General features: G+C 51.4%; 21 protein-coding genes. 12 read left to right on the top strand and 9 right to left on the bottom strand.

Annotated elements, in window-relative coordinates; all coding sequences use genetic code 11:
• Nucleotides 1–774 carry an MBL fold metallo-hydrolase gene (locus U740_RS07835; protein ID WP_036860081.1) on the top strand — a complete coding sequence of 258 codons (774 nt, stop codon included), beginning with the start codon at nt 1–3 and terminating at the stop codon, nt 772–774.
• A gap of 373 nt (nt 775–1,147) precedes the next feature.
• Here U740_RS07835 and U740_RS07840 read toward each other — a convergent pair whose 3' ends face one another.
• The gene (locus tag U740_RS07840) at nt 1,148–1,582 is read right to left on the bottom strand and encodes a leucine-rich repeat domain-containing protein (RefSeq protein ID WP_051921298.1); all 435 of its coding nucleotides are present in this window, start codon (nt 1,580–1,582) and stop codon (nt 1,148–1,150) included.
• 138 nt (nt 1,583–1,720) lie between these two features.
• Here U740_RS07840 and U740_RS07845 point away from each other — a divergent pair, with 138 nt between their 5' ends.
• Nucleotides 1,721–2,371: a YiaD family glycine zipper/OmpA-like lipoprotein gene (locus U740_RS07845; protein WP_036860082.1), complete on the top strand. Its 651-nt coding sequence runs from the start codon at nt 1,721–1,723 to the stop codon at nt 2,369–2,371.
• Nucleotides 2,355–3,179, top strand: a complete 825-nt coding sequence (locus U740_RS07850; protein WP_235189838.1) for a class I SAM-dependent methyltransferase — start codon at nt 2,355–2,357, stop codon at nt 3,177–3,179. Before U740_RS07845 ends, U740_RS07850 begins: the two co-directional genes overlap by 17 nt.
• A gap of 10 nt (nt 3,180–3,189) precedes the next feature.
• On the opposite strand, the gene U740_RS07855 is transcribed toward U740_RS07850, so the two are convergent.
• From U740_RS07855 to U740_RS07870, 4 genes are all read right to left on the bottom strand, one after another.
• Nucleotides 3,190–4,194: a DUF481 domain-containing protein gene (locus tag U740_RS07855; protein ID WP_036860083.1), complete on the bottom strand. Its 1,005-nt coding sequence runs from the start codon at nt 4,192–4,194 to the stop codon at nt 3,190–3,192.
• Nucleotides 4,195–4,371: 177 nt separating this feature from the next.
• Entirely contained in the window at nt 4,372–5,508 is a 1,137-nt protein-coding gene (gene dapE, locus U740_RS07860; RefSeq protein ID WP_036860084.1) for a succinyl-diaminopimelate desuccinylase, read from the bottom strand.
• Nucleotides 5,509–5,645: 137 nt separating this feature from the next.
• Nucleotides 5,646–6,677 (bottom strand): 2,3,4,5-tetrahydropyridine-2,6-dicarboxylate N-succinyltransferase, encoded by a 1,032-nt coding sequence (dapD, locus tag U740_RS07865; RefSeq protein WP_036860085.1) that lies wholly within the window; start codon nt 6,675–6,677, stop codon nt 5,646–5,648.
• 22 nt (nt 6,678–6,699) lie between these two features.
• Nucleotides 6,700–7,053, bottom strand: coding sequence for an ArsC family reductase (locus tag U740_RS07870; protein ID WP_036860086.1), 354 nt, complete (start codon nt 7,051–7,053; stop codon nt 6,700–6,702).
• A gap of 115 nt (nt 7,054–7,168) precedes the next feature.
• Here U740_RS07870 and U740_RS07875 point away from each other — a divergent pair, with 115 nt between their 5' ends.
• Nucleotides 7,169–7,690 (top strand): SixA phosphatase family protein, encoded by a 522-nt coding sequence (locus U740_RS07875; RefSeq protein WP_036860087.1) that lies wholly within the window; start codon nt 7,169–7,171, stop codon nt 7,688–7,690.
• Between the two features lie 31 nt (nt 7,691–7,721).
• Nucleotides 7,722–8,591, top strand: coding sequence for a CHAD domain-containing protein (locus tag U740_RS07880; protein ID WP_036860088.1), 870 nt, complete (start codon nt 7,722–7,724; stop codon nt 8,589–8,591).
• Here the strand turns inward: U740_RS07880 and nth are convergent, their stop codons facing one another.
• Genes nth through map form a run of 4 tightly spaced genes read right to left on the bottom strand, consistent with a single transcriptional unit; the run spans nt 8,592 to nt 13,997 of the window.
• Nucleotides 8,592–9,245: an endonuclease III gene (nth, locus tag U740_RS07885; RefSeq protein WP_036860089.1), complete on the bottom strand. Its 654-nt coding sequence runs from the start codon at nt 9,243–9,245 to the stop codon at nt 8,592–8,594. It lies immediately after the preceding gene.
• 3 nt (nt 9,246–9,248) lie between these two features.
• Entirely contained in the window at nt 9,249–10,463 is a 1,215-nt protein-coding gene (gene dapC, locus U740_RS07890; RefSeq protein ID WP_036860090.1) for a succinyldiaminopimelate transaminase, read from the bottom strand.
• A 52-nt stretch (nt 10,464–10,515) separates the two neighbouring features.
• Nucleotides 10,516–13,227 (bottom strand): [protein-PII] uridylyltransferase, encoded by a 2,712-nt coding sequence (gene glnD / locus U740_RS07895; protein ID WP_051921299.1) that lies wholly within the window; start codon nt 13,225–13,227, stop codon nt 10,516–10,518.
• Nucleotides 13,227–13,997 (bottom strand): type I methionyl aminopeptidase, encoded by a 771-nt coding sequence (gene map / locus U740_RS07900; RefSeq protein WP_036860091.1) that lies wholly within the window; start codon nt 13,995–13,997, stop codon nt 13,227–13,229. Before map ends, glnD begins: the two co-directional genes overlap by 1 nt.
• A gap of 262 nt (nt 13,998–14,259) precedes the next feature.
• Here map and rpsB point away from each other — a divergent pair, with 262 nt between their 5' ends.
• The 7 genes from rpsB (at nt 14,260) to ispC (ending at nt 20,136) form a co-directional block, all read left to right on the top strand.
• On the top strand, nt 14,260–15,018 hold the full coding sequence (gene rpsB, locus U740_RS07905; protein ID WP_036860092.1) for a 30S ribosomal protein S2: 759 nt from the start codon (nt 14,260–14,262) through the stop codon (nt 15,016–15,018).
• 91 nt (nt 15,019–15,109) lie between these two features.
• Nucleotides 15,110–15,973, top strand: coding sequence for a translation elongation factor Ts (gene tsf, locus U740_RS07910; RefSeq protein ID WP_036860093.1), 864 nt, complete (start codon nt 15,110–15,112; stop codon nt 15,971–15,973).
• Between the two features lie 76 nt (nt 15,974–16,049).
• Entirely contained in the window at nt 16,050–16,787 is a 738-nt protein-coding gene (gene pyrH, locus U740_RS07915; RefSeq protein ID WP_036860094.1) for a UMP kinase, read from the top strand.
• A complete protein-coding gene (gene frr, locus U740_RS07920) occupies nt 16,780–17,337 on the top strand; it encodes a ribosome recycling factor (RefSeq protein WP_036860095.1) in 558 nt (185 codons plus the stop codon). Before pyrH ends, frr begins: the two co-directional genes overlap by 8 nt.
• 25 nt (nt 17,338–17,362) lie before the next feature.
• A complete protein-coding gene (gene uppS, locus U740_RS07925; protein ID WP_036860096.1) occupies nt 17,363–18,121 on the top strand; it encodes a polyprenyl diphosphate synthase in 759 nt (252 codons plus the stop codon).
• Nucleotides 18,114–18,956: a phosphatidate cytidylyltransferase gene (locus tag U740_RS07930; RefSeq protein WP_036860097.1), complete on the top strand. Its 843-nt coding sequence runs from the start codon at nt 18,114–18,116 to the stop codon at nt 18,954–18,956. The genes uppS and U740_RS07930 overlap by 8 nt, the downstream gene beginning before the upstream one ends.
• Nucleotides 18,943–20,136, top strand: a complete 1,194-nt coding sequence (gene ispC / locus U740_RS07935; protein WP_235189839.1) for a 1-deoxy-D-xylulose-5-phosphate reductoisomerase — start codon at nt 18,943–18,945, stop codon at nt 20,134–20,136. The genes U740_RS07930 and ispC overlap by 14 nt, the downstream gene beginning before the upstream one ends.
• Nucleotides 20,137–20,172 lie beyond the last annotated feature (36 nt).

Consider the following 20,172-nt stretch of genomic DNA (forward strand, 5'->3'; position numbering starts at 1 on the left):
ATGCGGTTTGCTTCACTTGGGAGCGGCAGCAGGGGTAACGCTACAATTGTGGATGTCGGCTCAACCCGGTTGTTGATTGATTGTGGGTTTTCAATCAAGGAAACGGAAAAGCGCCTTGAAAGGCTGGGTACGCAGCCCAGTGACCTCAACGCCATTCTGGTGACCCATGAGCATGGGGATCACATCCGAGGCGTCCTTCCATTGGCCAGGAAGTACGGATTGACGGTCTATATGACGGCGGGGACCCACCGAGCCTTGTCCTTTTCACTTTTCTCCGGTATTGATCTAAAACTGATAGACAGTCACCTGGACTTTGTTATTGGTGATTTTGCTGTGACGCCTGTCGCTGTGCCCCATGATGCCAGAGAACCTGTCCAGTACGTCGTACGAGGTGGCGACAACCTGTCTCTGGGGGTGCTAACAGACTTGGGAAGTATCACGGCCCATGTCATAGAGCATTTCGAAGGATGTCACGGTTTGTTCCTCGAGTGTAACCACGATGCCGCTATGCTGGCTAACGGAACCTACCCGCCGTCGTTGAAAAAGCGTATTGCCGGTGATTGGGGACATTTGAACAATCGGCAATCGCTCGATTTGTTACAAAACATCCAGACGTGCCAGCTGCAACAGCTGGTATTGGGTCATATCAGTGAGCAGAACAATTCTCTGGCTGCAGTGCAGGCAATGATGAGCAACCTGCCATCTGATCTGTTTTCTATCCACTATGCCTGCCAGAACGACGGTGTTGATTGGCTGGCGCTATCCCGAGTATGAATACGTTTTTGCCGGAAAGCCGTGTTGTTGACTGATGCAGTTACATGCCCGGCAACGCAGAAAAGCTGGTCAGCCCTCCAAAAGCAGTATCAATCAGTTTTATATTGTCCACAATTACACTAATAACCTTAAGTAAATGTTTAGAATCTATTGTAAGTTATTGATTTAAGTTTTTTAATTACTTAACTTGATGATTTGTAAGGGATTTATGTAATGATCAAAAAGTAGCCATTTTGTTTGAGCGCCCCATTTTGCGTGGATTCATCGAAGTTTTACGAAAGTAATGCACAAAGTTATCCACAGAATTTGTGGGTAACTTTGGAGAACTATTTATCGTTTGTTGTCAACTGATCCTGTTGCGATTCGTTAGGTGTCAGCAATGTGTCGGGAGTTTAATCTGTCCCTCGACTTGTTCTGAGAGTAGTTGCGCATCAGGACAATCGAGAGAGGTGTTGCCTTCCAGAGAAATGCTATCGAGGTTGGGTAAATAGAGTAACGGCTTTATAGAAGTAAGCTGATTTTGTGCCAGGTTGACGATAATAAGGCCCGTGAAAATTTCAAGACCGGAAAGGTTGACAATACCAGCGTTAGAACAGTTGAGCTGTGATAACTGATTCGCACGGGTCACGGCAAGGTCTTTGATCGCCTGTTCAACACAGACAGCAAGCGCCGGGTCCTGAATTTTGTAGCCGGAAAACAACTCGGTTGGTTTTAGAACAGGTTGTTCGTTAAAGGTGAAGGTATATTTTTCGCAGCCACTCAAAAACGTGCCGATGACCACAATAACGAAGAGGATGTGCTTTTTCATAGGGTTGGAAACCGCATCTTGTATTAAAGTAAGGCAGCAAATTTCAACGCGTTGCCTGTCCTGTTAGTAAGAATATAGTAGTTTATTGTTTCAGGTATCCACGTTCAGTACGTTTTATCGTTTTAATGAGGAAGTGACATGAAAAAAATTCTGTTAGCCATTCTTGCTATCTCCCTGACGGCCTGTATGTCCACAGACCCCTATACCGGACAACAGAAAACCAGCAACACAGCGAAGGGGGCTGGCATTGGAGCCGTATCGGGTGCTTTGATCGGTGCAGCCACCTCCAGTAGTGGGGATCGCAAGAAAGGGGTTCTGACTGGTGCAGTAGCCGGTGCTGCTGTTGGCGGTGGTATTGGCTATTATATGGACCGTCAGGAAGCCGCACTTCGTGCAAAACTGGAGGGGACCGGCGTTCGGGTTGTTCGCGAAGGTGACAACATTCGCCTTGTCATGCCCAGCAGTATCACATTTGGTGTGGATCGTCACGAAGTTCGCCCGGAGTTCTATAGCACGCTTGAGTCCGTTGCGATTGTCCTAAAAGAGTTTGATAAAACCAATATACGCATAGCAGGCCACACAGATTCAACCGGTAGTGCAGAATACAACCAGACCCTGAGTGAGCGGCGTGCAGCCAGTGTTGGACAGATGCTCATGAGTCAGGGAATTGTGAGTGGGCGGGTGTGGAGCACCGGCTATGGTTACCGCTATCCCGTTGCCAGCAATGATACGGCAGAGGGTCGACAAGCTAACCGTCGGGTAGAGCTTGAGCTTGTCCCTACCCAGTAACAAAAAGTTGTTTCTGGCTGTCTGGCCCCGGCCCGGCTTCGAAAACCGGGCCGTTATGCTTTCCAGAGAGCTGTCGTTGCCACTCCTGCCTGTGGCGCCGGCACTGGGGACACTTGATACGGAACAAGAGTGCTTAGTGTTGGTTGTCGATGATGACGGGTTGTCGCTACAACAACTGGGTCCAAAAGCGCCGGGGCCGGTTCGATGCGAATTCGCCTTGGGTGCAGCACGCCATCGTCGTTTGTATGGTGGTGGCAGGGGTCAGGATATCGCCAAGGCCACTGGTCTCGGTCATAGTGGGTTCTGTCCTAAGCTGCTGGATTTGACTGCAGGTCTGGGTCGAGATGGCTTCATTCTGGCTTCCCTGGGGGCGCAGGTAACCATGATCGAGCGAAATCCCATTATTTATGCGTTGCTTGCCGACGGGCTTTCTCGTGCTGGTGACAAGGTGGAAGGAGATCCGCCGTTGGCGGAAATTCTGCAGCGTATTAACACGGTCTGCCAGAACTCCGTCGATTACCTGGAAACACTGACGGATCAGGCATGCCCCGATGTGATATATCTCGATCCCATGTTTCCCTCCAGAGAAAAGTCCAGCAAAGTGAAAAAAGAGATGCAGATTTTTCATCAGCTTGTTGGGCCAGACGATGCCGGGGAATTGTTGCCTGTGGCTCTCGGTAAGGCGCGTTACCGTGTTGTTGTGAAGCGGCCCGTGCACGCTCCGGTCCTGAATGGCTGTGAACCGGGTTATTCTCTCAAGGGGAAATCTACCCGTTTTGATATTTACCCATTACAAAAACTGCCCTGAGTTGGCCCAGTCACCATTGATAGCCCAGTGATATGACCCACTCTTCATCGGCCCTCTTTTGCCCATCACCGGGTTGGTTGACATAATCAAAATCATATCGAAGTTCACTGAACAGATTGCCGAGCAGTGGTATTTTAATGCCGGTACTGCTTTCTGTCTGATTGTTATTGAAGTCGTCCACGGTCCAGAAAAATTCATTCTCGTGGAAAAGCATCATGTCTGTTCCGGGTATGGGCCAATCCATGCGCATTCTCCAGCGCCCCGCCAGATCTTTTTCTGAGCCCGATCCGTCATAGTGGGAAACCAGAAAGGCCGCGCCCAGCTGTAAATTCAGTTTCATCTGATTGGCAAGGTTGATGCGACGGCCAGCGCCTGCACCCAATTGATATTGCTCGTCAATGGCACTGAAGCGGTTTTTTGTATAGCCCAGACGACCGTAGCTGAACCATCGCTCGGTAAAATCATAATTCAGCTGGTAGTTTGTTTCGTAGTGCTCATCTACCACAGCGCCATCAGCTTTCTCTGATTCTGCTATTAATTCGGTTTCATGTCTGAACTGTTCCTGTAGCCACTGTGCCCTGACAATGAAGTCGAGATTCTCTGTATTGGTATTACCGTCTTTGCGGTTGAAGCCAAACCGAACGTCGCCAGTAAAAGCCTTCGGTGGTTCCATGGCCACAAGCGTCATGAAGGGTAGTGATGGTTTTGTACCCTCATCACAGTGGCCGGTAACAGTCTCCTCCATTGTCAGGGAACAGTTGGTGGCTGTTTCATCAGGACTGGTGATTAACGGCATCCTGGAGGAGGAATTGAAATCGGTAACCTGGTTTTTGGGGATTTTGATCAGACCGAAGATGTCTGATTTCCAGATAACCTGGTTCTCATTCAATGAATCCAGTTCGCCGTGGATAATATCCCCGTTTTTTAAAGTGATTTCACCTGCAAGTGACATTACCGGGAGCAGCATGCAGACCAATAATATCAGGCGGTGGCGAAGGTTACTCAAATCCGGCATTTTCAGTCCTTGTTGGTGATTGATCGATGCAAAGACTGGCACCCTACAAAAACCGTCATTGAATATCCACTGTGAATGAGAATATGTGAGGCGTATCAGATCGCTCAAAGCCCGGATGCCGGCAGTGAGTAGTGTGTGGGTATAGAAGAGTGGATGATCCCGGCTACGAGAGTGACCTTAAATAAGCAGCTTTTCGAGAATACGTCGATAAATTTTTTCGAGGGCGTCAATGTCCTCGACGCTGGCGCATTCGTTGACCTTGTGAATTGTGGCATTTACGGGCCCCAGTTCGACGACCTGGCAGCCATGGGGAGCAATGAAGCGACCATCAGAGGTGCCTCCTGCTGTCGAAAGTTGCGCCTCGATGCCGGTGATTTCCCGGATACTGGCCACCGTAGCCTCTACCAGTGGCCCTTGTTCGGTCAGAAAGGGCTGGCCGCTGAGGTGCCACTGGAGTTCATAGTCAAGCTGATGTTGTTTTAAAATCATTTCAGTGCGGGATTTAAGTTGCTCGACGGTCACTTCGGTCGAAAAGCGAAAGTTGAACAGTACCTGCACGGTCCCGGGAATCACATTGGTGGCACCGGTGCCGGAGTGAATGTTGGATATCTGAAAACTGGTGGCAGGAAAAAAATCATTGCCGTTGTCCCAGCTCTCGGTGGCGAGCTCGGCCAGTGCTGGCGCCACTTTGTGGATAGGGTTATCCGCCAGTTGTGGGTAGGCCACATGCCCCTGGATGCCCCTGATTACCAATTCAGCTCCCAGAGAGCCGCGGCGCCCGTTTTTTATCACATCACCTACGCGTTTAGTGCTCGACGGTTCTCCCACCAAGCACCATTCAGGGATTTCATGGTTGTCCACTAGCCATTGCACCACTTTCACCGTGCCGTTTGTGGCGATACCTTCTTCGTCACTGGTGATCAAAAAAGCGATCTGTCCCGGGTGGTCTGGTTGTGTGGCAACAAAATGTTCTACCGCCGTAATCATGGCGGCGAGTGAGCCCTTCATATCGGCAGCTCCCCGGCCGTAGAGAACGCCGTTCTCAATGTGGGGGGAGAAAGGCGGATGTTGCCAGTCACCTTCGGGACCCGTGGGCACTACATCGGTATGTCCGGCGAAACAGAGCGTTGGGCCTCTTTCACCGCGCACGGCCCAAAAGTTATCCACATCGCCGAAGGGCAGCCTGACCACACAAAAACCGATCGCTTCCAAACGCTCAATCATCAGTTGCTGGCACCCCTCGTCCGCCGGAGTTACAGACCGGCGTTTGATAAGTTCACAAGCCAGTTCAAGAGTGGGGGAAAGGGTAGTCATTCAGTGATACTCCGGGGCAGTCATTACAAGTTTAACGAGCTGGGACAGCCCAGGCCACTGGCATTTTCTTCCAATAAGCCGCATATGGTGGCGGAGTCAGTCCGGAGCGCCACAGGGCGACCGGACTGGCAAATATTCTAATTGGATACGTGCAACGCCTCATTCAATTCCACGGCGGATTTATTGGTCAGGCATTCCACGGCACCTGTCGCAGAATTTCGGCGGAAGAGCAGGTCATCCTTGCCAGCCAGTTCTCTGGCTTTGGTTTGCCCTACCAACTGGTTCTGGTCATCCAGCAGGCTTACTTTGGTTCCGGCGGTGATATAGAGCCCAGCCTCTACGGTACAGCGGTCACCCAGGGGTATCCCCAAACCGGAATTGGCTCCCAACAGACACCGGTTACCAATAGTGATAATGATATTGCCACCACCGGACAGCGTGCCCATTGTAGAGCTGCCACCTCCCAAATCTGAGCCGGATTTAACGAATACACCCTGAGAGATTCGGCCTTCCACCATGCTGGTACCTTCGGTGCCGGCGTTAAAATTCACGAAGCCCTCGTGCATGATAGTAGTGCCTTCACCGATATAAGCCCCGAGGCGTACCCTTGCCGTATCGGCGATGCGAACGCCGGAAGGGACAACGTAATCAACCATCTTGGGAAACTTGTCCACGCTGTCTACAGACAGAGGGGAGCCTGCCAGGCGGGCCTGTAACTGTCGGGCGGGCAGTTCCCCTATGTCGATGGCTCCCTCACTGGTCCAGGCGACATTGTGCAGCACACCGAACAATCCGGTCAGGTTTGTGGCGTTGGGTTTTACTAGGCGATGGGATAGCAGGTGCAATTTCAGGTAACCCTCTGGCACGGAGGCCGGGGCATCGTCGCTGACAAGTACAGTGGCCACTACCGGACGAGAACTCTTTTGAAACTGTCGGGCAATGCTCGCTTGCTCTTCTTCCCCCGCCGTTGCGAAGGCCGCAGCAAGCGTATCCAGTTGTTCAGCGGTGAGCGTCATCACCTGGTTTTTACCCTGGATTTCCAGCGTAGTCTTAATTGCAGTGAGGGAAGTGTCTCCGGGGTTTAGTAGGGGTTTTGGGTAGAAAACCTCGAGCCATTCGCCGTTGTTATTCTGGGTGCCGATACCCAATCCAAAGCTGTAGAGTGTCATTGGTTGTTATATCTCCGGAAAATTACAGGTTAAAAAGCAAAGCGTATTGATCTGGCCGAAAGCCGACGGTAATAGTACCGTTCTGGTCCAGCACCGGGCGTTTGATAATGGCCGGGTATTCCATAAGCAGGTCGACAACATTGTCTGCAGAGACATGGTCCTTGACAGTCTGGTCCAGTTTTCGCCAGGTGGTGCCCACCTTGTTGAGCACTTTTCCCCAGCCGGCAGCGGCGATCCAGCGTTTGATCATTTGAGGGTCTAGGCCGTCGGTGCGGACGTCGTGGAAGCGATAGCTCACCTGTCGTTCATCCAGCCAATGTCGTGCCTTTTTCACGGTATCGCAGTTCTTGATGCCGTAGAGAATGGTTTCAGTCATAGGATTTGTCACGTGGTTGTCATGAATTGGCGTTATCAAGCATCAATACACATAATCGGGTTTAAGCAGCGGCGAAGGATAGCAAACTTGGGCCACGCATTCACGGGAGACCGCCATGAAGATGATCGCACTGATTCGTCATGCCAAATCCAGCTGGAAAGATACTACCTTACCGGACCTGGAGCGGCCCCTTAATCGCCGTGGTCGGTTGAACGCCCCGGAAATGGGGCGCAGGTTACAGGAGCAGCCAGTGTCTCTGAAACGGGTTTTCTCGAGTCCGGCGGTGAGGGCCATGGAAACGGCTGAGTGGTTGATGCCCAGTCTCGGGTTGAGTGAGGCGAAGCTTGAAGTGGTCACGGCCCTGTATACCTTTAATTACGAAGATATCCTGGCCTGGCTGCGATCTCTGGACAGAGATGCCGACAGGTTCGCCCTGATTTGTCACAATCCGGCCATAACTGATATGGTGAATTTTCTCACCCTGATGCAGATCGATAAAATTCCCACCTGTGGTATTGCCCTGATGCAGGTTGACGTAAACCATTGGCAGGATTTGGGCGCCGGTATGGCCGAGTTGAGCTATTTTGGTTTCCCAAAAAGTGTCAGCGGAAAAGCCATTTCATTGGGGCCGGGCTAGATAAGCATTGCCTTAAAAGTTACGGATTTTCATGGATAATTTTGTTTTCCAGGAAAGGGATCTAAGTGCAGAATTCAACCGTGTCGTCCTCCAGCAAACGAGATTGGCGCGGGAACAACTGCGGTCTCTGACCTCAAAACAGCTAGAAGGCATTCACGAAGCACGCAAATGCTTTAAACGCCTGCGTGCCTGTTACAGGTTACTGAAATCAGCGGATAAGGTGACCTTCTGCCAGGGCAATCAGTTCTTTCGTGACCTCTCTGCCAGGCTGTCTGTCCTCCGGGATACCGAGGTCATGAGCCAAACCCTGTTGTCACTGCGTGCCGACAATCACGGGTTGGTTGATACTGCGGTCTTTGACCAACTGGAGCGACAGCTGGCATTGCAACAGCCAGAGACGATAACCGAAGCAATGACCCAGTCACAGTTGGTGTCCGATCAATTGGGTCAGTTTATCCGTCGGTACAAGCAGGCGGAGCAGCCGACCATGGACGCAGATGTTTTGCTCAGGGCCCTGGTCAAAAGCTATGCTGTGGCACGACGCAGCTGGAAGCAGGCCCGGCACAGTGGTGATGACGATGATTGCCACCATTGGCGCAAATACGCCAAGTATTATTGGTATCAACTACGGCTCATCTCGGTGCTCTGTCCACCACCCAACAAAAAACTGAATTCGCTGGAAAGGCTGTGCAGCCTCCTGGGTGACTATCACGACCTGGCTGTATTAAAAGTGCAGTTGACAAGGGTGTCCACCGCTGAACAGTCGTTGCAGGCGCTAATTGCCCAGCGGCAGCAACAACTGTTGCAGGCTGCTGATGATCTGGCTAAGTTCTTGTTCAAGCGTCGTGTAAGCCATTATCACGTGTGGTTGGCCAAACGCTGGCACAAGATTGCACCTTGATCAGGCCTTGCGGGTTTTGATGGGTCGCTTCCGGTTGGGAAAACAGGTTTTACAGATATCACAACTCAGGCCATTGCAACTGCGGGCGGGGCAGTATTCGCGACCGTAGTAAATAATCTGCAGATGCAGAGCGTTCCAACTTTCTCTGGGAAACAACCGTTTCAGATCCTTCTCTGTCTGCACCACGCTGTTGCCGTTGCTCAATCCCCAGCGTTGGGCGAGACGGTGAATGTGGGTGTCAACCGGAAAGGCGGGGTGGCCAAAGGCTTGGGACATGACCACGCTGGCCGTTTTGTGGCCGACGCCGGGCAGTGTTTCCAGCGCTGCGATATCTTCGGGTACCTCTCCGTCGTACTGATCCACCAGTATCTTCGAGAGGTTTACAATTGCTTTGGACTTCTGGGGTGCCAGACCACAGGGGCGGATAATGTCATATACCTGCTGTTCTGAAATCTGGCTCATGGCCTGGGCATTATCGGCCGATGCAAACAGTATGGGTGTCACCTGGTTGACTCGGTCATCAGTACATTGAGCAGATAAAAGCACGGCTATCAGCAGAGTAAAGGCGTCCTGGTGGATAAGGGGGATTGGCGGGTTTGGATACAGTTCATTCAGTCTATGGTGGATAAACGCTGCCCGAGCTTTTTTTAACATGTTTCAGCCCCTCTGTTGAGCGGCTTCGACAAACTTGCGGATGCGTATGGCCGCTTCTCTGCATTCCTCCAGAGGTGCCACCAGCGCCATACGTACTCTGTTTTCTCCCGGATTGATGCCATCAGCTGTGCGCGCCAGATAGCGGCCGGGCAGAACAGTAATATGCTGTTGCCTGAACAGTTCCCTGGCAAAGTCTTCATCACTGCCAATGTTTGCTCTGCGGGTATCTGCCCATAAATAAAAGCCGGCATCCGGCATGCTTAATGGCAACACAGGTTCGAGGATTTCTCTGAATATCGCAAATTTCTGCCGGTACTGATCGCGGTTGTCCCGCACATGCTGCTCATCTCGCCAGGCGGCAATACTGGCCAGTTGTGACGGGACCGGCATGGCGCAGCCGTGATAGGTGCGGTAGCGCAAAAAATTTGCCAGGATACGACTGTCACCGGCCACAAACCCGGATCTCAGGCCCGGTAAATTGGAGCGTTTCGACAGGCTGTGAAATACCACGCAGCGATCATAGTTGTGACTACCCATTTGTGCGCAGGCCTCCAGTAAGCCAATGGGTGGGCAGTTTTCATCGGGATATATCTCTGAATAACACTCATCACTGGCGATGACAAAATCGTATTGATCTGAGAGCTGGATTAGCGTCTGTAATGTATCGATGTCCAGCACTGCGCCGGTCGGGTTTCCCGGTGAGCAGATGTAGATAAGCTGGCACTGCTGCCAGATTTCCGGTGAAACAGATGCCCAGTCCGGGCAAAAAGCATTGTCTTCCGTGCAGTTAAAAAAATGCAGCCTCGCGCCAGCGAGCAGGGCGGCACCCTCGTAGATCTGGTAAAACGGATTGGGGCTGACCACCACCGGCTCGTTACTGCGGTTTATGATCGCCTGGGCAAAGGCAAACAGTGCTTCTCTGGTGCCATTGACCGGCAATACCTGGGTTTCGGGGCAAACTGTCTGAAGTGTGAAGCGTTGACACAGCCATTCGGCTATTGTCTCCCGGAGCTCCGGAAGACCCTTGGTCAGTGGGTAGGTCGAGAGTTTGTCGAGAGCATTGGCGAGAGTCTCCCTGACGAATGCCGGCGGTGGGTGTTTTGGCTCACCGATAGATAGCGCAATATGGGTGAGCGCTGCTGGTGGTGAAATACCCGATTTGAGAGCATTGAGTTTCTCAAAGGGATAGGGGTGTAGCTTGTTCAGGTCAATGTTCATACGATCATCGGTTTATCGGGAGCAGTTGATGGCGGAGTGAGTGTACAGTTTGCTATTGCCACAGCTTCATCTTTTGCAATGGAGCCCCTTCAATATCCTCCTTGTTGCGGGCATCCAGCTCCCGGCAGATGGTATCGCGCAATTGTTCGCAGAATGCTGCGTCACTGAGTGGCTGATAGTCCATATCGACCAGAGAGAACACATCTTCCACCCGCTCACCAAGGGTTGCAATTTTGGCGCTCAATAGTCGCAGACGAAACTGCATAAAAATTCTGCCTAAATGCGCGAGCAGCCCGGGACGGTCGGGTGTGATAACTTCCAGAATGGTCGCACTCTTCCCAATATCATTGCTGATGCTGGCGATGGTGCGCATCGTAAAGTGTTTGAGGTGCCTCGGTGTTCGCCTGTTCACGTTGAACATGGCGGGTGTAGGATTTTTCAGGGTTTCTGAGAGAGTTCGCTGGATTTTGAGCAGCATCTCGGTTTTGTGCCCGAAGGGTTCGTTGTGTTCGTTAAGTACATAAAAAGTGTCAAAGGTATGGCCTTCTGTATCCCTGTGCAGGCGGGCATCCTGGATGTTTAGCTGAAGATGATCGAGCGTAGCCGCAGTGGTAGGGAATACGTTATTGATCCCTTTGGTATGAATAAAAATCTGTGTGGCAATCGGGACTTCTACGCCGGCGTCCTGTATTAAAATAACCGGGTCCGAGCTGTCGCCCTGTGCGGCGATGGCCGCAGTATAAGTGGCAATATCATCGGCCCTCTCCCTGAGGAAGAACTCGTCATCGACATTCCCCCAGATTGCGCGGGCACTTTCCTCATCAATCCCCAATTCGGCCAGTTGATTAATGGCGGACAGTCGGTTGCTGTCCACCCACACGCTTCGGTCAACCGGATTTTCCAGTCCGCGTTGTAACGCTCGCTTGGTCTCGGAGTAGAGTTGGTGCATCAAGGCGGCTTTCCAGGCAGTCCAGAGAGTCGGGTTGGTGGCCGTGATATCGGCGACGGTTAAAACAAACAGGTAATCCAATTGCAGTTGGTTGCCGACCAATTTGGCAAATTTATAAATAACGTCCGGGTCGGAAATATCCGTGCGCTGTGAAGCATTTGACATCAGCAAGTGGTGTTCCACCAGCCAGGCAATCAATTTTATCTCTTCGCTGGGCAAGCCGTGTCTGCGGCAAAAATCGGCAGCATCCATGGCGCCCAGCGCTGAGTGATCTCCCCCTCGCCCCTTGGCAATGTCGTGGTAAAGCCCAGCAATAAAAGCCAGTTCAGGTTTTGGCAGGTTTTTATAAATATGTGCGGCAACGGGAAATTCTTCTGCCACCTCCGGCCGGTCGAACAACCGCATATTCTTGATAAGCTGGAGCGTATGCGCATCTACCGGGTAACGGTGAAAAAGATCGTGCTGGGTCTGACCGATAATTTGCCCAAACTCTGGCAAATATCGTCCCAGAATGCCATAGCGGGTCATGCGTTGGAGTTGAGTACTCATTTTGTGAGGGCAGCGGAGTAGGCGAAGAAACAGGGCCTTGTTTTGCGGCTCATTGCGAAAGTCGTCGCCGATCAGTTTGCGGTGCTGGCGGATCTGTCGAATGGTGGTGGCCCGAATACCCTGAATATTATCGTTCTCACCCAGTAGACAGAAAATTTCCAGCAGGGCAGAAGGGTATTTGGCAAAAATATACTCACCGAGTGTTTCGATATGGTTGTCGCGAACCTGGAACCGATCATTCAGTGCGTAGACATTCTTTGCCTTATCTTTTCGCAAAATGGCTTCATCGAGATACTGCAACATGACATCGTTTAGCTCCCGCATGGAGAGTACGACCTGATAATAATGCTGCATGAATTTCTCAACGCCGAGACGCTCTTCGCTGTCATGATATCCGAACATTGCGGCCAGCTTGCGTTGATAGTCGAACTGTAGTCTTTCTTCGGGGCGCTCTGCAATGAGGTGTAAACCGTAGCGAACTTTCCACAAAAAAGCTTCGCCCCGTTTCAGCTGCAGGTATTCCTCCGGTGTGAGGAAATCCCTGCCAACCAGTTCTTCCAGTGACTCGACATTAAAATGGCGCTTGGCTACCCAGTTGATCATCTGAATGTCGCGCAGGCCGCCGGGCGCTTCCTTGATGTTGGGCTCCAAATTGTACTCGGTATTGCCGTGCTTGTTGTGCCGTTCGATCTGCTCATCCCATTTGGCACGAAAGAACTGCTTGTCCGGCCAGATACGCTTCGGGCCGGTTTTTTTGACCATTGCGAGACGGAGCTTTTCATCGCCGGCAATGGTGCGGGTTTCCATCAGGTTGGTGGCAATGGTGATATCAAACCGGGCTTCGGCAACGCATTCGGACAGAGAGCGCACGCTGTGACCAATTTTCAGCTGAATATCCCAGAGAAAGGTGAGAAATCCTTCAATACTGCGCTGGTGGCGTCTCGGGTTGCCGCGTCTGATCAACAGCATCAGGTCAATATCCGACTGCGGGTGCAGTTCGCCACGGCCGTAACCACCCACTGCGATCAGACAGATATTTTTTCCCCAATCGAATTGTGCCCAGGCGTGTCGCAGGATAAGGTCCATGAAACTGGCGCGTTCAGAGATCAGATTGGCAGTTTGTTCACCCTCATAAAATCGGGCATTGAAATGCGAGTTGGCAGCGGCGATGGCATTCTTGAAGACGGGGATGGGGTTGCAATTATTGAGGTCTTCCCGGAAACGGCGTTCGTCAAAAAAAAGTAGTGGTTTTGCGTGTCTGTTCATTACCACTGCTCATCGGTGCGTGCCGTGAGTACTTCAACTCCATCAGCGGTGACTGCGAGCGTATGTTCCCATTGAGCGGATAAGCGGCCATCCCGGGTTTCAACCGTCCAGCCGTCTTTCTTCAGCTTTGTGTGGTATTTGCCGGCATTCAGCATCGGTTCAATAGTAAATGTCATCCCTTGCTGGAGCGTCATGCCAGTATCCGGTTTGCCAAAGTGAAGTACTTGGGGATCTTGGTGAAATTCTGTGCCGATTCCGTGTCCGCAGTAGTCTCGGACAACGCTGTAGTAGTTGGCCTCGGCATGTTGCTGAATGATATGACCGATATCACCCAGCCGGATGCCGGGGCGAACAATATTGATCGCTTTGTAAAGACATTCCTGTGTCACTTTTATCAAACGTACGGCATGCTCCGGTACATCACCGACGCAAAACATTTTACTGGTATCGCCAAAGTAGCCATCCTTTATCACGGTGATGTCAATATTAAGTATGTCGCCGTTTTTCAGCACTTTCTTTGTTGAAGGTATCCCGTGGCAGACCACTTGATTGACCGAGGTGCAGATGGATTTTGGAAAGCCCCGATAGTTGAGCGGGGCGGGAATGGTGTGTTGTTCATTGACCATGTAATTGTGACAAATGTTGTCCAGTTCTCCGGTGGAGACGCCGGCCACCACATAGGGTTCTATCATTTCCAGCACCTCGGCGGCCAGTCGGCCGGCCACGCGCATTTTCTCCAGTTCTTCGGCGGTTTTCAGTGTGACTGCCATAGTTATCTGTTCCGTTGCCAAGGATCAAAGCAGCGCATTGTATCGGATTGTCTTTATCAGTGGCAGATTCCCCTGAAATAGCGGTTTCATCTTCAATAAAGTCTCCTTTTGTGGTATAAAGCGCACCGCTCTGAGGCCAATGGTTTCTGGCGTAACGTAATCTTAACGACACACACGTATCGACACATCGGTCTGGGTGCCTGCAAAGCGGGTTGACCGGTGGGATATGTGGAGGTTTAACCCTAACAAGGAAAATATCATTATGACTACTGTGACCATGCGTGACATGTTGCAGGCCGGTGTCCATTTTGGCCACCAGACCCGCTTCTGGAATCCCAAAATGGATAAATTCATTTTCGGTGCCCGCAATAAAATTCATATTCTCAATCTTGAACACACGGTTCCTGCCTTTAACGATGCGCTGGAAATTGTTCGTCAAGTTGCCGCCAACGGCAATAAAGTACTGATGGTTGGCACCAAGCGTGCTGCGCAAAAGGCCATTGTTGAGCAGGCCGAGCGCGCCGGAATGCCTTATGTGAGCCACCGCTGGCTCGGCGGCATGCTGACTAATTACAAAACGATCCGTGCGTCCATTCGTCGCTTCCGTGAACTGGAGACCCAGAGTCAGGATGGCACATTCGACAGGCTGACAAAAAAAGAAGCACTGATGAGAACACGTCTCATGGAGAAGCTTGAGCGCTCTATCGGTGGCATCAAGGATATGGGCGGTTTACCCGATATGTTGTTTGTGATCGATGTGGATCACGAGCGCATTGCTATCCAGGAAGCCAATAAACTGGGCATCCCTGTCATTGGTGTTGTTGACACCAATAGTAATCCGGACGGCGTGGATTACGTCATCCCTGGTAATGACGATGCCATTCGTGCCATCAAGCTTTATACCACCGCTGTTGCCGATGCCATTCTGGAGGGCAAGGCCCAGTCAGCCAATGCCACCAGTAAAGATGAATTTGTCGAGGTGGTAGAAGCTGAGGCTACTACGGAATCAGCTAGCGAATAAACAGCTGCTTTATATTTATGGGCACTGTTAAAAAGAGGGGGCCTGCCCCCTCTTTTCCAATTTAATTAAAATGATTGAGAGGAATGAACCGATGTCAGCAATTTCTGCATCCCTGGTGAAAGAGCTGCGTGAGCGCACTGGGTTGGGCATGATGGAATGTAAAAAAGCGCTGGTGGAAGCAAACGGGGATATCGAGAAAGCGATTGATGATCTGCGTAAGTCGAGTGGTCTGAAAGCTGCGAAAAAAGCCGGTCGTACTGCCGCTGAAGGCGTTGTTGCGATCAAAGTGGCCGATGACAACAGCTATGGCGTGTTGGTCGAGATAAACAGTGAAACGGATTTTGTCGCTCGCGATGACAACTTCCTGTCATTTGTCAGCTCGGTGGTCGAGAAAGCCTTTACCGATAGGCAGACTGATGCTGCTGCATTGGCCAATGACGTAGAAGAGGTTCGTCAGGCGCTGGTTCAGAAAATAGGTGAAAACATCTCGGTTCGTCGAGTGATTCTGCAAGAGGCACCAGTGGTTGGCAGTTACGTGCACAATAACAACCGTATTGGTGTGTTGGTATCCATTGCTGGTGGTAACGCTGAGCTGGCAAAAGACATTGCCATGCACGTGGCTGCGGTTAATCCTCAAGTGGTAAACCCTGAGGACATGCCTGAGGAATTGTTAGCCAAAGAGCGTGAGATTTTTTCTGTACAAGCCAGAGAGAGCGGCAAGCCAGAAGAAATTATCGAGAAGATGATCGAAGGTCGGATCAACAAGTTCCTTGCCGAGTCCAGCCTGGTTGCTCAGCCCTTTGTCAAGGATCCCGATGTGAAAGTTGGCAAATTGTTGAAGGATGCCGGTGCTGAGGTTCTCTCGTTTACCCGCTTTGAAGTCGGTGAGGGGATCGAGCGAGAAGAAGTTGATTTCGCTGCAGAAGTAGCTGCGCAGGTCGGCTCTGCCAAGTAATGATAGTGACGACGGGGGCTTAGGCCCCCGTTATTATGTTAGGTCCTTTTAGATTCACCCATGGAGAACATTTTCTATGCCCGGTTTGAGAGACAAAAAGTACAAACGGATACTTCTTAAGCTCAGCGGCGAAGAATTAATGGGCGAAGAGGGTTTTGGTATCGACCCGAAAGTACTGGATCGCATGGCACTTGAAATCGGTCAGTTAATCGGGATCGGTGTTCAGGTAGGGCTGGTGATTGGTGGTGGCAATCTGTTCCGTGGTGCCGCATTGCATGCGGCGGGTATGGAACGTGTCACCGGTGATCATATGGGTATGTTGGCGACCATGATGAACGGTCTGGCGATGCGCGATGCCCTTGATCGAAATAATATTTCTGCCCGGGTGATGTCAGCCATACCGATGAGTGGGGTAGTGGAGCATTATGATCGCCGCACGGCCATGCGCTATCTGACTGGTGGCGACGTGGTGATTTTTGCTGCCGGTACAGGTAATCCATTTTTTACGACGGACTCTGCCGCCTGTCTCAGGGGGATTGAGATCGATGCCGGTATCGTACTGAAGGCAACCAAAGTGGACGGTGTATACTCTGCCGATCCTATGAAAGACCCTGAGGCTACTATGTTCAGTCGTCTCACCTATGACCAGGTCATTGAGAAAAAGCTTGCGGTAATGGATCTCACCGCAATATGCCTGTGTCGTGAGCATCATATGCCATTGCGGGTATTTCGTATGTCCAAACCCGGCGCCTTGCTGAATATTGTGGTCGGCAGTGATGAGGGAACCCTGATTGAGGAAAGTGTTGATGATTGAAGATCTGAAAAAGGATGCTGAATCGCGCATGGCTAAATGTGTCGATGCGCTGAGCCACACCTTCAATAAAATTCGCACGGGCCGTGCGCATCCCAGTCTACTGGATGGTTTAACTGTGTCCTACTACGGTGTCGAAACACCGTTGAATCAAGTTGGTAATGTCAATGTGCTGGACGCGCGTACTTTGTCTGTTTCCGTGTGGGAGAAGGCATTGGTACCCGAGGTGGAAAAAGCGATCATCAAATCCGATCTGGGGTTGAACCCTTCTACCACCGGAGAGTTGATCAGAATACCTATGCCGGCCTTGACAGAAGAGACTCGCAAAGGTTTTACCAAGCAGGCCAGATCAGAGGCGGAATCGACCCGTGTATCCATCCGCAATGTTCGTCGCGATGTGATGTCCGATATCAAGGAATTACTGAAGGAAAAGGACATCAGTGAAGACGATGAACGGCGTGCCAATGAGAGTATTCAGAAGATAACTGACAAGTATATCCAGCTGGTGGATAAAGCGCTGGCCGCCAAAGAAGTCGATTTGATGGAAATCTGATCCTTGGATCGCTGTCTGTTAAAGTATGAAATCGTCTAGCAAGGTGCCTGAAAAGGTTCATCCGTTGCGCCATGTGGCTATTATCATGGACGGCAATAACCGCTGGGCTGCCATGCGGGACTTGCCCGGAAGTGCCGGTCATGAAGTCGGGGTTAATCGGGTTCGTGATGTGCTTGATGCCTGCCAGAAACACAACGTTGATGTGATCACCTTGTTTGCCTTTAGTAGTGAGAACTGGAAACGCCCGGATCTTGAAGTCCGGGCGCTGATGGCACTTTTGACCTCTTATCTTAAAAAAGAGGTTCGACAACTGGTTGAGCGGGGTATCAAACTGCGGTTTATCGGTCGTCGTGACAATTTTAGTGCCCGGTTGAACAATTTGATCACTGAGAGTGAGGCATTGACCTCGGCGGGCAAGCAAACTTTGGTGCTGGCTGTTGATTACGGTGGTCGATGGGAAATTACCCAGGCCGCCAGAAAACTGGCCGGTATGGTTCAACAGGGTATGCTGAAGCCGGAAGAAATTACCGAACAATTGATGCACGGACAGATGTCCTTGTCAGATTTGCCTCCCCCGGATCTTTGCATCCGAACAGCCGGTGAGCAACGAATCAGTAACTTCATGTTGTGGCATATGGCCTATACTGAGTTCTATTTTGCCGATTGTTATTGGCCTGATTTTGATGGGCTGGCATTTGACCGGGCCATTGATGAGTATCATCGTCGGCAACGGCGTTTTGGCAAGCGGGAAACCGGGCCAGAGGTTGGCCAACGACATGCTTAGGCAACGCATCACCACAGGTATTGCCATCGCTGTCGTTTTTTTCGTAGCACTGTTTTTGCTGAGTCCCACCGGTTTCTCTCTAGCTATCGCCTGTCTCGTTGGTTATGGTGCCTGGGAGTGGTCCAACCTGAGCGGGTTTTCCTGTCTGTTGCAACGGCTGTCCTATCTCTGCATTGTATTGATAGTGTTATTGCTGTCAGCCTTCCTGATTAATTTTCCTGCGGTATCAGCCCTAGACTTTAATGCTGGTCAGACAATCCTGGCGTACACCGTACCTTGGTGGGCCATCGCATTATTGTGGGTGCAGGGGTATCCCTCCAGCGCTATTCTCTGGGGTGGCCGTTGGATGAGAGCCCTCATGGGGCTGCTTGTGCTGGTTCCCACTTGGGTCGCTGCAGTTATGCTCATTCATCTCGACCGGGGTCCCTGGCTTGTTTCCCTTGTCGTAGTGCTTGTCGCAACAGCGGACATTGGCGCCTACTTCAGCGGGCGTCGCTTCGGCCGACGTCACCTGTCCCCCCATGTCAGCCCGAAAAAGACCTGGGAAGGGCTATTTGGCGGTGTTCTCGCAAATGTACCCATTGTCATCGCGATAGGTGTTGGTTTTGGTTTGGATGCCGGACAGTGGTTAATACTGGGATTGACCGTGATGGCAACGGTACTCTCGTCCGTTCTGGGAGATTTGCTGGAAAGTATGGTTAAGCGTCATCGAGGTATAAAAGACAGTGGCAACATACTTCCCGGTCATGGCGGGTTGCTTGATCGGATTGACAGTCTGACAGCGGCTCTGCCGGTATTTGCGCTAATAACTGCATCCAGTAATGGCTGGTTCTGACGCTATGCAGCAACTGACGATACTGGGTGCCACCGGTTCTATCGGTGTAAGTACGCTTGATGTTGTGGGAAGACACCCCGATCGGTTCGGCGTTTATGCATTGAGTGGGAACAGTCGTATTGCCGAGCTGGCCGAACAGTGCAGACGCTTCAAACCGTCTTTTGCGGTAGTCGCTGACGCACATGCGGCCGCTCAACTGCGTGAACGGTTAAACAGCTGGAACATCAGAACCGAGGTTCTCTGGGGGGTGGAAGGGCTCTGCCAGGTGTCTTCAGCCAAAGCGGTTGACGTGGTCATGGCTGCCATTGTGGGTGCCGCTGGGTTATTGCCAACCTTGGCAGCGGCCAGAGCCGGAAAAAAAGTGCTTCTGGCCAATAAAGAGTCGCTGGTGATGGCCGGCCAGTTATTCATGGATACTGTGCAGAAGTCCGGTGCCATGCTGTTGCCAATCGACAGTGAGCACAATGCCATTTTTCAGTGCTTGCCCAAGGGTTATGACCCATCTGAACAATGTGGTGTGAGGAAAGTTCTACTCACTGCCTCTGGTGGGCCTTTCCGCAGTATTCCTCTGAATGAATTGGCAACAGTGACCCCGGATCAGGCCTGCGCACATCCCAATTGGCAGATGGGAAGAAAAATCTCTGTAGATTCAGCGACGATGATGAATAAAGGACTGGAGCTGATCGAAGCATGCTGGTTGTTCGGTCTTTCGCCCAATGAGATCGATGTTGTCATTCATCCACAGAGTGTTATTCATTCTATGGTCGAATATGTGGACGGCTCGGTACTCGCTCAATTGGGCAATCCCGACATGCGTACGCCAATAGCCCACGCGCTGGCTTGGCCAGAACGTATTGAGTCAGGGGTTGCCAGTCTGGATATCATTGCTACCGCCAGACTGGATTTTGGGGAGCCAGACTTAAAGCGCTTTCCTTGTCTGGGGCTTGCAATACAGGCGGCAAAAGAAGGGGGCAGTGCGCCGGCAGTACTGAATGCTGCAAACGAAATTGCGGTTGAAGGGTTTTTGCAGGGGCAACTTTCATTCATCAATATTGCCCGTATTGTTGCCGATACGCTCGAAAAGCATGAAGTGGCTGAACTGGACTCCCTTGAGCATGTCCAACAGCTCGACACAGAAGCCCGTGAAGTTGCCTTAAAGCTGATCCGTTCAACGCGTTAATACTGGGATCAGGTTTTCAGTAAGCATAATTGCCAG

It is taken from the genome of Porticoccus hydrocarbonoclasticus MCTG13d (genome assembly GCF_000744735.1).
GTDB classification, from domain to species: Bacteria; Pseudomonadota; Gammaproteobacteria; order Pseudomonadales; family Porticoccaceae; genus Porticoccus; species Porticoccus hydrocarbonoclasticus.